We start from the raw sequence: 11703 nt of genomic DNA, 5'->3' as shown, positions 1-11703 counted from the left end.
GGAGACGAATGCGCGTTGCAACCTTTAAGTGATTACCAGGCCAAGCTCTACGCCCACGAGCTGGATCGCTCTTATGCTTCCGACCATGTCGGCAAACTCGCGGGGCTGCTGTTCGACGCGCAGGTGGAGCCCAAACCCCACCAGGTTGACGCCGCCCTGTTCGCCCTGCAAACCCCGTTCCTGGATGGGGTGATCCTTGCCGACGAGGTCGGGCTCGGTAAAACGATCGAGGCCGGAATCGTCATCTCCCAATACTGGGCACAGCGCAATCGCCGGATCCTGATCATCGCCCCATCCTCGCTGCGCCAACAGTGGAAGCAGGAACTCGACGAAAAATTCGCCCTCCCCGCGAGCCTGCTCGACCGCACAAACATCGACGAACTGGCCGGGCGTGGCGCGAAGGAGCAGATCCTGATCTGCTCGTATGAGTTCGCGAACTCGCAGACCACGAAGATGATCCGCACCTGGGATCTCGTGGTCTGCGATGAGGCCCACCGCCTGCGCTCCCACTGGACCGGGCAAGCCAAGATCGCAGGGAACATCGCCCGCATCTGCCGCGCTGCCACGAAGACCGTCATGCTCACCGCGACGCCGCTTCAGAACCGGCTCGAGGAGCTCTACGGGCTGGTCTCGGTGTTCGCACCGGATTACTTCCATTCGCTGGATGCGTTCAAGGAACGCTATCTGGACAACCCTGACGGGGTCGGTAACGATGACCTTGCCCAAAGGGTCGCGATGGTTGCGAAGCGGACGCTTCGCAAGGATGCGGATAAGTACATTCGCTTCACCGAGCGCATGCCGCTGACCGTCGCGTTTACCCCGAGCGATGCCGAGATTGAGCTGTACGACAAGATCAACGAGTACCTGCAGCGGCCGTTTTTGTGGGCGTTCGCGAAATCCCAACGCCACCTGTCCGCGCTCATCATGCGTAAACGTCTCGGCTCCTCCTCCTACGCCGTCGCCTCCACTCTGGAGCGCACCGCAGACCGCCTCGAAGCGGAAGTCCGTGCCGGACGCCGACGCAACGACGCCGGTGGTTTCGTCGGTGATCCAGACGTCACCAGCGAGCTGCGCGAGGAAGCAGAAAACACCCCGGTCACCTCTGAGGTGATTGACCCGGAGCAGCGCCAGGCGATGCTGCGCGAAGTCGAAGAGCTGCGCGAGTACGCAAAGCTCGCCCGCTCCATTACCGTCAACCAGAAGGCTGTGAAGCTGGTTGATGCGCTCGAGCAGGGCTTTGCGAAGCTAAGCGAGATTGGTGCGCCGGAGAAGGCGATCATCTTCACCGATTCCACCGTCACCCAGGACTACCTCGCCCGATCCCTCACAGAGGCGGGATGGGTCGAAGGCCTCGTCTTGTTCAACGGCACCAATACCAGCCCGGAAGCCAACACGATCTACAAGCGGTGGCTCGAGGAGAACGAGGGCGGTGATCTCGTCACAGGTATTCCTGCTGCGGACCGGCGTAAAGCCCTCGTGGATGAATTCCGTTCACGCGGTCGGCTCATGATCGCGACCGAGGCTGCCGCCGAAGGCATCAACCTGCAGTTCTGCTCGATGCTGGTCAACTATGACTTGCCGTGGAACCCGCAACGCATCGAGCAGCGCATCGGCCGCGTGCACCGCTTCGGGCAAAAACACAACGTCGTGGTCGTCAACTTCTCCAACAAAGGAAACCTCGCCGAAGAGCGCATCCTGGAGCTGCTCACGCAGAAGTTCGAGTTGTTCACCTCCGTGTTCGGCGCCTCCGATGAGGTTCTCGGCCAGATCGAAGACGGCCTGGATTTCGAGAAGAACATCGCCCACATCCTTGACAACTGCAAGACCTCTGCCGAGATCGATGCCGCCTTCACCGCTCTCGAAGCTAAGTATGCCAAGCAGATCAACCAGGAGATGAAGAAGACCCGCGCCAAGGTGTTTGACAACCTCGACCCGAAGGTGCGTGACAAGCTCAAGTCCTACGACGCCCAAACCGGCGTCGTCCTCAACGCCTTCGAGCGCCTCCTCATAGAAGTCACCCGCCATGAGCTGGGCAACATTGCCACCTTTAACGAGACTGGCACCCAGTTCACGCTCAAGGACGCCCCGGAAGCGGGGATCCCGACCGGCGAGTACTACTTCAAGTCCGAGCCTCGCAAAGGCGCACACCAATACCGGTATGCCAGTGAGCTATGTGCGTGGGTGATCGAGCATGCGAAAAACCACGACACTCCACCGGCGCACCTCACGTTCCAGGTCAAAGGCTCCGAACGCGCCACGACGGTTGCCAAGCGTCTGCGCAAGAAGAGTGGGCGACTACGGATCGAGGAAGCTGCCTTCACGATGAAGGCAGGCAAACAACAACTGCGCGAGTCCTACCTGCTTTCAGCAGGGTTCCTCGACGACGGCACCCCTATAGACCACGGACAAGTCCGCGACCTGCTCGACCTCACCTGCACCAACATCACCGAAGCGGAGGTGGACGACGCTGGGTTCGAGGATGCCCTTGACGCTCAACTCACCGAGATCGGCCAAGACGTGGAGGATCGCAACGCCGGGTTCTTCCTCCAACAAGAAGAACTCATCGAAGCTGCCCGCCTCGACCACAAGGCGAAGTTCGACGCGAAAATCCGCGAATACCAAGCCAAGGAAACCACCGCGAAGAAGGCGGCCCGCAAGGCCACCAGCACCACCGAAGAGCTCAAGCTCAAGCAAGAAGCCCGCCAGTGGCGACGCAAGATCGACGACGCCGAGGATGAGTACCGCACTGAACGCAACCGGCTGCGCGACGAATCCGAGGAATACCTCGAAAACGCCCGCGACGCCCTCAACGCCACCAAGAACCGTCGCGAACTGTTCACCATCACCTGGGAGGTGATCTGACGATGTGTGTCGTTGAGAAAGATGCGACTAACTGGGAACCTGCGTTCGGGAGTCGCGCTGAACTTCCTGAAGAACAAAACCGATGAAGAATACGAGCAGGTGCGCGAGGATTACAAATACTACCTGCGCAAGAAGCGGCACGGGAAGAAGTACGGCAACCCCCTCGTCGATACCTTTTGACGGCGACCCATACTTTTTGGCGCCACGGCTTCCAGTGCTCTTGGTAGGAACAAATGGTGCCGCAGCTCAGGTGGGATGTCTCGCGATATAATTCCGGCTATGTCGCGAGACATCACATGGTCGGGCTAGCGGGATTTGAACCCACGACCCCTTGACCCCCAGTCAAGTGCGCTACCAAACTGCGCTATAGCCCGTGTCGCGTTGGACGTATAGATCTTAGCCGAAAGCCCAGTCGTTTTACCAAATCTGTACCGGGTTGGTGCGACTCACCACAGCTGCGCATGCATCGCCAGAATCAACGACGCGCATTGGCCCGGTCACGCCACCGTGCACCTGTCTATCCCCGGATCCGCACTGACAGACAGGTGCACGACCCTTCCATCTTCTCGATTTCGGTGAGCTCGCATGCCACCACCTCAAAGCCGAGGCCGCGCAGGTAGTCGGCAGTCTGCGGCGCAGAGGCTGAGATCAGCAAGCTGTTGCCGCCAAGTAGCACGACCTGTGTGCCGAGGAACTCCGGGACGTAGCGCAGGCCGGGGAAGCACTCGGCTGGAGGGGCATAGTCCCTGTGCGTGATGAAAGTTCCATCGGGCAGTGCGGTCAGGCAGGACTTCAAGTGCAACGCGCGCTCAACGGGCACGCCCACCACCTCCACGCCTTGCGGCGCGAGAATCTCACGCAACGCGCCGACCCCGGCGTCGTTGCTACGGGTGGACAAACCCACCCACACCTTGCCACCGAACTTCAGCACGTCTCCGCCCTCGAGCCGGGCGCCTTCGGGAAGGCCCACGACGGTGAAGCCGCGGGCCTCCAGCACTCTGATCACGCTGTCCTGCTCCGCGGCACGCGTGGGATGCATGTTCGTGCGGACAGCCACGTTGCCGTAGGTGAAGACGGTGTCTTCCACGAAGATCGAGTCTGGCAGATCCGGGGTCGGCTCGACCTCCACCACGTCGGTGTAGTGGGAGAGCACCTCGCAGTAATCCTGCCACTGCGTCAGTGCGAGCTCGTAGCTCATTGGCGTCGGCTGAAGGTGTGTCAGCTGGCCGCGGTCCATGATGGGAGAGGGGCGGCGTACAAGCGCATAATCAAGATTCATACCTACTAGCGTAGCCCGTCGGGGCGACGCGCGGACTTGTCAGCGCGATAAGGAGGGGTGAGAATTGAGCAGTGACCGAGAATCTGAAGCGTGAAGAAGCCCGCCGCCGCGCCAAGCTGTTGAGCCTGGACGGCTACACCATCGATCTGGACGTGTCCGAGGCGACCTCGAAGGCCACCACCTTCGGCGTCGTTTCCCGCATCGAACTGAAGGCGGCGGAGCGCGGTGACACCTTCCTCGACTTCATCGGCGCCGACGTCTCAAGCGTCAAGATCGACGACGCCGTCGTGCCCTTTACCTTCGACGGTGCGCGCGTTACTGTGGAGATTCCGGAGGGCCACCACGCGGTGGAGGTCGCCGGGCGCGGGATATATTCGACGACGGGGGAGGGGCTCCACCGCTTCCGTGACCCCGTTGATGGCCAGACCTACCTCTACACACAGTTCGAGCCCGCCGACGCTCGTCGCGTCTACCCCAACTTCGAACAGCCGGACCTCAAGGCGACTTTCACCATCTCGATCACGGCCCCCGCCGCGTGGGTGGTGCTCTCCAACGGGGAGGCCACCGGCACGGGTGCGGCGGGAGCAAACAGCCGGGGCGAGGAGCTCACGCGTACCCAGTTCGCGACCACGAAGCGTATGTCTACCTACCTCACTGCGTTCATCGGTGGGCCCTACCATGCCTTCGCCGATTCGACTGAGGTGGACGGGCAGGAGGTCAAGCTCGGTTTCTACTGCCGTACCTCCCTCAAAGACCATTTCGACCTGCAGGACATCTCGACGGTGACGAAGCAGGGCCTGGCGCTGTTGCCGCAAGTCTTCGACTACCCCTACGTGTGGGGCAAGTACGATTCGGTCTTCGTGCCCGAATACAACCTCGGCGCGATGGAGAACCCCGGTTGCGTGACTTTCTCCGAGGACGCCTACATCTTCCGCGGCCAGTCCACCCGTTCCCAGCGCGCCAGCCGCGCCAACACTATCCTGCATGAGATGAGCCACATGTGGTTCGGCGATCTCGTCACGCCCGTGTGGTGGGACGATCTGTGGCTGAAGGAGTCTTTTGCCGAGTTCATGGGAGCGTGGAGTATGGTCGCGGCTACCCAGTACACGGAGGCATGGGAGAATTTTGCCGGCGCCCGCGTAGCCTGGGCTCTGCGTAATGACCAGTACCCGACAACACACCCCATCGTGGCCGACGTCGTGGATCTTGAGGCCGCCGACCAGGTTTTCGACGGCATCACCTACGCCAAGGGCGCGGCCGTGCTACGTCAGCTTGTGGCATGGGTGGGGGAGAAGGAGTTCTTCGCAGGAGCCGCCCTACTGTTCAAGGACAGGGCTTTCTCCAACGCCACTCTCGACGACCTTCTCGGGGCTCTTGAGACCACGTCGGGAAAGGACGTTCGCGGCTGGGCGCGGCACTGGCTTGAGACGGCCGGAGTATCCTCGGTCACTATCGAGCGCGGACCGCACGGCGTGACGCTGCGTCAGGTCGGAGTCGATCCCGCCGGTGCCCCCATCACCCGCCCGCACCACCTGAACGTTTCCGGCTGGAGGCTCGACGGTGACCGTCTTGTTCGCACGGGCGCCACCGACGTCGAGCTCACCGATGCCGTCGTGGTCGACTGGGATGAGATCGGGGCCGACGCAGACCTCATCCTTCCCAACGACCATGCCCTTTCCTACCTCAAGATCTCCTTCGACGAGCGATCGCTCGCCGCCGCGTTGGCCCACGAACTGGACGAGCCGCTCGCTCAGTGCGTGGTCAGCTCCGCATTATGGGAGATGGTCCGCGACGGTCTGCTTCCCGCTGTCGGCTACGCCCACTTCACCGCGCGCTCTGCGCAGGGGACCAGCTCGGGCCTGCTCGCGGCCCGCACCCTCAACTCGGTCTCCGCGCTGCGCGCCTACACGAAGGCAGACGTACGCGAGGCCGAGCTGGAATCCTTCTTCGACGCGGCCGTGGCGAACATCGCGGGCGACCCCGACACCCGCCTGATCTGGTCACGGGCCGCGGCGCGAGCCGGGCAGTCGCTGCCGAGCCGGGCGGACGCCGTCGTGAGACTACTGGAGAACACCGATGACCAGGACCTGCGCTGGGCCTACCTCGCGGCGCTGGCGGCAACCGGGACCGCGAGCCAAGACGAGCTCGACTCCGAGCTCGCGAGGACGGGGACAGCCGCCGATGTCGTCGCACACATGTATGCCACCGCGAGCATGCCGGGCACTGCCGCCGATACGCTGGCCAAGGTGCTCGCTGGAGGGCTGTCTAACGACCACGTCCAGGCGCTCATCGACGGTCTGCGTCAGCCTCTGCGGGCCGCGGAGAAGACGGCCGCTCTTGGCGACTACTTCGGTCAACTGACCGAAATCTGGTCGACGCGTTCGCAGGAGATCGCCGAACGCATCATCTACGGGCTCTACCCGATGACGGATCTCGGCGAAGCGACGAGCCCACAGGAGCATCCGGACGTCGTGGCGGCAGGACAGTGGCTGGATGCCAACCCGGAGGCGCCTGGCGCGTTGCGAAAGGTTATCCTCGACTGCCGCGACGAGCACCTGCGCATGCTCCGCGCGCAGGCTGCGTGAGCTTATCCCCAGTTGACGACCAGCAATGACACGTCTTCGCTCGTGCGTTAAAATTGTGTGAATAAGGGAAGGGGAAGTGATGGCAGATTTCGAGGTAAACCCGCAGGGAATTGACCCCACCTCCACGTCACGTTTTACGGCGATTAACGACGCCGTGGAGCCGGCACCTGTGGTGCGGGGTCTCGATCCGGAGGATTTGGCCACGATCAACGCGTTGCCGCCCACCTCGGCGTTGCTCATCGCTCACACCGGCGCCAACGCGGGTGCCCGCTTCCTGCTCAACGCGGATTCGACCACTGTCGGGCGCCACCCGAAGTCGGACATCTTCCTCGACGACGTCACGGTCTCCCGTAAGCACGCCTTCTTCCTGCGCAACGGGCGCGACTTCTACGTGCGCGATATCGGCTCGCTCAACGGCACGTACGTCAACCTCCAGCAGGTGGAGGAAGCCAAGCTTAATGACGGCGACGAGGTGCGTATCGGCAAGTTCCAGCTGACCTTCTACGCATCTCGGCAGGCAGGCGAATGAGTCCACTGCCGCAAAGCGCTGGGGAGGAGTCTCTTCCCAGCTCCTGGCCACACGACCTCTCACACGAGCCCACGCTGAAGATCGGTGAGGTCACTACTCACTTGCGCCGGGAATTCCCGTTTCTGGCCGCTTCGAAGATCCGCTACTTCGAGTCCCAAGGGCTCATCGACCCGTACCGCACCGAGTCGAACCAGCGCATCTTCTCGATCGCCGATGTTGAGCGCCTGCGCTTCATCCTGGTCGAGCAGCGAGACCGCTACGTTCCGTTGCCACAGATCAAGGAGATGCTCGCCCAGCTCGACTCCGGGCGGGTCAGCCAAGAGCACCCCGGCAAGTTGCGCGCGCTCAGTGCCGAGCCGGAGGTTCGTCCAACCCCGGGGATCCGGATCCGCAGGGATGAGCTCGCAGCGCTAACGGGCACCTCACTCGCCGAAATCGACCAGCTGGTAGACGCCGGCATGATCATCCCTGATGCCCGTGGGCGCTTGACGGCGCACGCCGTGGACATCGTGCGCTACTCGAAGATGCTGGGGGAGGCCGGCATGGATCTTCGCAGCCTGCGTCAGGTGAAGAACTCCGCGCACGCGCACGCCACTAATGTCGCCAGTCGCCTCGCCACCGAGCGCGCGCGCAACACGCCACTGGCCAAGGAGCGGGTGGTCAACGAATCGGCGGAACTGGCGACAATGCTGACCAACCTGTATCGAGCGCTGCTGACGGAAAACATCGACGTCCAACTGAGATAGGGGAGCGAAACTTCAAGTTGAACTTGAGACACGGCACAAAGACACGCCGCGCGTGTTTCAAGCAGCTTCGTTGAGATCGCCCCACTTCCGGTTTACGCTAGAGGTAACAATTCGAAGGAGGCTGACGTGAGTGACGCAACCGCACATGGCGCACGCCCGCAGCTCGCACAGGGAACGCTCTTTGGTGGCCAGTTGCCGGATCTTGACACGGAGACCGGCTACCGCGGGCCGGCCGTGTGCCGCGCGCTCGGCATCACCTACCGTCAGCTTGACTATTGGGATCGCATCGGGCTTGTCTCGCCCTCGATCCGCTCTGCGAAGGGCTCCGGCTCGCAGCGTCTCTATGCCTTCCGCGACGTGCTCGTGCTCAAGGTGGTCAAGCGCCTGCTTGACACCGGCGTATCCCTCCAGCAGATTCGTGTGGCCATCGCCCAGCTCACGGAATACGGAGTCGAGGATCTGTCTGCCGTCACGCTCATGAGCGACGGCGCCTCCGTGTACCTGTGCACCTCGAACGACGAGGTGATCGACCTTATCCAGGGCGGCCAGGGCGTGTTCGGCATCGCCGTGGGTAAGGTGTGGCGAGAGGTGGAAGGCGAGCTCTCTGAGCTTCCCACCGAGCGCGCGCACAACGAGCCGATTGATGAGCTCGCCGCGCGTCGTGCCGCCAAGCGTAACGCGATCTAAGCGATCTGAGGGCGCCTGCTAACGCGCCACGGGTAGGCGTTCGTCTACGTGCACGCGGCAATCGTGGGAGAGCGGGCCCGGGGAGGGGTTCGCAGCTCATTTCTATCAACCGGGCATGAACGGCGTGTCGAGGCGGGTTCCCGCCCGCTCTTTTGACATAATGTACATTATCGGATCTTCGTTGCGGATTTGGGCTCGCGACTAATAGCCCCTTTCCGCGGATTCTCGCCCCTTCCGGCCGCTCGGCATAAGTGGTGATCTTCCGGCGTTAAGATAGGCATAAACAAAGGAGACAACCATGGCAGAACGTTCACTGCGCGGAATGAAGATCGGCGCGCACTCGCTCGAGTCCGATGCCGGCGTCGCGTTCGTCGCGCGCCGCGAAGAAAACTATCGCTGCGAGGACGGGCACACGTTTGCCGTCACCTTCGCCGAAGACGCCGATGCGCCCGCGACGTGGGAATGCAAGTGCGGCAAGCGCGCCGAGCTCATCGGCGCCGTCGAGGGTGAGGACGACGAGAAGCCGGCCAAGCCGCAACGGACCCACTGGGACATGCTGCTCGAGCGTCGTTCGATCGAGGAACTGCAGGTCTTGCTGGACGAGCGCCTCGCGCTGCTGCGCCAGGGAAAGCTTTACAAGCGCCTACGCTAAGCGCTAGCCCGAGCCCATAGAGCCCGCAATTGCGCGCCGCGTCGCTCAATCCCGAGCTTCGTGGCGCGCAAAAACGCTTCCTGCACGATGTTGCCGCTCATTTTCGACGTGCCCGCCTCGCGCTCGACGAACGAGATCGGCACCTCCGCAATCCGCGCACCCATATCGGTCATCTTCAGCGTCATATCAACCTGGAAAAAGTATCCCTTGGACTCGACGGCCGCGAAATCCAGTCGCTTGAGGGCGTCCGCACGGTAGACGCGGAAACCCGCCGTAGCATCCTTCGCTGGCAGGTTCAGCCATATCTTGATGTAAAGATTTCCGGCGCGGGAGAGGAGCTCCCTGTGCTTGGGCCAGTTCACCACTTCCCCACCGTCGGTCCACCTCGAGCCAATGACGAGTTCGGGCTTATCCCATGCGTCGGCGCGTGCGAGGAGGTCGACAAGTTGCTCGGGGCGGTGCGAGCCGTCGGCGTCCATCTCGCACACGTGGCTATAGCCGCGCTCGATGGCCCACTCGAATCCCGCAAGATAGGCCCTCCCCAGGCCCTCCTTCGCCGTACGGTGCATGACGTGAATCTGCGGATCGCGCTGAGCCCGATCATCGGCCAAGGCGCCCGTGCCATCTGGGGAATTGTCGTCGATCACGAGGACGTCGGCATCGGGGACAGCCGCCCTCGTCCGGTCCAAGAGCCCCGGGAGAGACTCGCGCTCGTTATAGGTTGGAATACAGATGACTACCTTCATGATCGTCCTTGCCTCGACATGCCTATCGCTAGGATAGCGCCAAGCGCGCCAAGGACGAAGACGATCACCCTACGGGGTGCGGCCGTCGAAGTGGCGAACGTCGTCCGGTCATACAGCGCCACCTGCACCACTCGGGCATCTTTGGTGAACAGGTCCGTCTCGTAGACGACGCCGTGGTGGTCGGCCACGCCCGAGATGCCTGAGGTCGATACCTGGATCGCAGTGCGACCGGTCTCAACCGCGCGGAAAGCCGTCATCGAAAACTGCTGGGAGGACAGCTCGCTCGTGCCAAAGGAGGCGTTGTTGGTGGGGATGACGAGCAGCTGGCTGCCGCGCACCGCCTCGGCGACGATGTCGGTGTAGGCCACCTCGAAGCAGATCGGCACCGCCAGGCGCAGTCCCAGCGAGGGCACCTCCACCTGGGCCTTGCCCGTCCCAGGAAGCATGTCTGTGGAAACCTGATCCACGACGTCGGTAATCTTGTGGATCAGTTCCCGGTGCGGGATGTATTCCCCGAACGGTACGGGGTGTTGTTTCGAATAGCGGTCCGCGATGCCGTCGGGTTCGATGACGAGCACGTCGTTGTACCGCCCGCCCTCAACATAGCTCTGCGTGCCCATCACGAGCGGGATGCCGAGGTCGGCGACCATGTCGAAGACGAGGCTACCCGCGGCGTCGTCAACCCGGATGTCGCGATCCGAGGAAGACTCCGGCCACAGAATGAGATCGGGTTTCGTCTCGGAGGCCTTGACCAGTTCGCGCGTTGCGCGCACGTGGTTTTCCGTCACCGCTAGCGCGCGGTCTTGCGTGCCTGGGGGCGCCACGTTGCCCTGTACAATAGCGACGTTGAGGCTCCCCGAGGAGCGCGCTCCCACCGGAAGGATAACCGGGGCGATGACGAGTACGAGGGCCGCCACCACCGATGCGGCGATCTGCAGGTAGCTCATCGACGGTGTCATCGCCGCGAGCACCCCGATCAAGACGGCAACCCCGCCCACCAGGGCCGTCGAGCCGTATGGCGCGTAGCTGACCAGCGGCGAGGTAGTAAACGTGAAGGCCAAAGTTCCCCAAGGTAGGCCGCCGTATGGCCACATGCCGCGGAGCTGTTCGACGGCGAGGAAGATGGCGGTGGCCGCCAGTGCGCGCAGCCACGGCCGAGTCAGTCGTTCCCCCGCGCGCGAGAGTAACGCCCACGCCGCCCCCACGACGCCGAGGTAGCACCCCTCCACGACGGCAAGCGCAACCTGGGCGGCGATCAGCCCGGTGGAGACGGCGGCCCACTTCACGAGTGGGAAGAAGAATGCGATACCCCAGCACCAGCCGAGGGCGAATCCGGCGCCCACCGCCCTACCCCGGACCGCCAGCCACAGCAGCGAAATCGCGAAAAACCCCGCCACCCACAGGCCGGTGGAGGTGGCGAACCACAGCGTCACCCCGCCGAGGACTGCGAGAAGGAATCGGATCACGTTCAGATCTTACGGCATAAAACAGTGCAGGCCGCTGTTCCTCGGACCGATCCGGTGGATCGTTTTCTATCGAACAGGGCCTGCACTAACACCTTCGTGCTCTTCATAGCCTAGAACCGCGTGAGCCGGCCAGCAACTCAGTTTCGCCAAT

At 62.8% G+C, this 11703-nt stretch carries 10 protein-coding genes and 1 tRNA gene; 7 read left to right on the top strand and 4 right to left on the bottom strand.

The window, feature by feature from the left end; genetic code table 11:
* Positions 1-15: 15 nt before the first annotated feature.
* Positions 16-2862 (top strand): SNF2-related protein, encoded by a 2847-nt coding sequence (locus tag J2S45_RS05420; RefSeq protein WP_307634775.1) that lies wholly within the window; start codon positions 16-18, stop codon positions 2860-2862.
* Positions 2863-2883: 21 nt separating this feature from the next.
* Entirely contained in the window at positions 2884-3042 is a 159-nt protein-coding gene (locus J2S45_RS05415; protein ID WP_307634774.1) for a hypothetical protein, read from the top strand.
* Positions 3043-3159: 117 nt separating this feature from the next.
* On the opposite strand, the gene J2S45_RS05410 is transcribed toward J2S45_RS05415, so the two are convergent.
* Both J2S45_RS05410 and J2S45_RS05405 read right to left on the bottom strand, forming a co-directional pair.
* A tRNA-Pro gene (locus tag J2S45_RS05410) sits at positions 3160-3236 on the bottom strand.
* Between the two features lie 143 nt (positions 3237-3379).
* Complete coding sequence (locus J2S45_RS05405) at positions 3380-4141, bottom strand: dimethylarginine dimethylaminohydrolase family protein (RefSeq protein ID WP_307634773.1); 762 nt, start codon at positions 4139-4141, stop codon at positions 3380-3382.
* Positions 4142-4212: 71 nt separating this feature from the next.
* Here J2S45_RS05405 and pepN point away from each other — a divergent pair, with 71 nt between their 5' ends.
* The 5 genes from pepN (at position 4213) to J2S45_RS05380 (ending at position 9340) form a co-directional block, all read left to right on the top strand.
* Positions 4213-6726 (top strand): aminopeptidase N, encoded by a 2514-nt coding sequence (gene pepN / locus J2S45_RS05400; protein ID WP_307634772.1) that lies wholly within the window; start codon positions 4213-4215, stop codon positions 6724-6726.
* Between the two features lie 79 nt (positions 6727-6805).
* Positions 6806-7255, top strand: a complete 450-nt coding sequence (locus J2S45_RS05395) for an FHA domain-containing protein (protein ID WP_296929675.1) — start codon at positions 6806-6808, stop codon at positions 7253-7255.
* Entirely contained in the window at positions 7252-8001 is a 750-nt protein-coding gene (ftsR, locus tag J2S45_RS05390) for a transcriptional regulator FtsR (RefSeq protein ID WP_307634771.1), read from the top strand. Before J2S45_RS05395 ends, ftsR begins: the two co-directional genes overlap by 4 nt.
* Positions 8002-8127: 126 nt before the next feature.
* On the top strand, positions 8128-8688 hold the full coding sequence (locus J2S45_RS05385; RefSeq protein WP_270974559.1) for a MerR family transcriptional regulator: 561 nt from the start codon (positions 8128-8130) through the stop codon (positions 8686-8688).
* A gap of 298 nt (positions 8689-8986) precedes the next feature.
* A complete protein-coding gene (locus tag J2S45_RS05380; RefSeq protein WP_270974558.1) occupies positions 8987-9340 on the top strand; it encodes an RNA polymerase-binding protein RbpA in 354 nt (117 codons plus the stop codon).
* On the opposite strand, the gene J2S45_RS05375 is transcribed toward J2S45_RS05380, so the two are convergent.
* Both J2S45_RS05375 and lnt read right to left on the bottom strand, forming a co-directional pair.
* Positions 9337-10086: a polyprenol monophosphomannose synthase gene (locus J2S45_RS05375; protein WP_307634770.1), complete on the bottom strand. Its 750-nt coding sequence runs from the start codon at positions 10084-10086 to the stop codon at positions 9337-9339. The two genes, J2S45_RS05380 and J2S45_RS05375, sit on opposite strands and share 4 nt — an antisense overlap.
* On the bottom strand, positions 10083-11552 hold the full coding sequence (gene lnt / locus J2S45_RS05370) for an apolipoprotein N-acyltransferase (RefSeq protein WP_307634769.1): 1470 nt from the start codon (positions 11550-11552) through the stop codon (positions 10083-10085). The genes J2S45_RS05375 and lnt overlap by 4 nt, the downstream gene beginning before the upstream one ends.
* Positions 11553-11703 lie beyond the last annotated feature (151 nt).

This window comes from Trueperella abortisuis (assembly GCF_030811095.1).
Classification (GTDB): Bacteria; Actinomycetota; Actinomycetes; order Actinomycetales; family Actinomycetaceae; genus Trueperella; species Trueperella abortisuis.
Note: the sequence above shows the minus strand (reverse complement) of the source record. Positions and strands in the feature narration are given on the sequence as shown.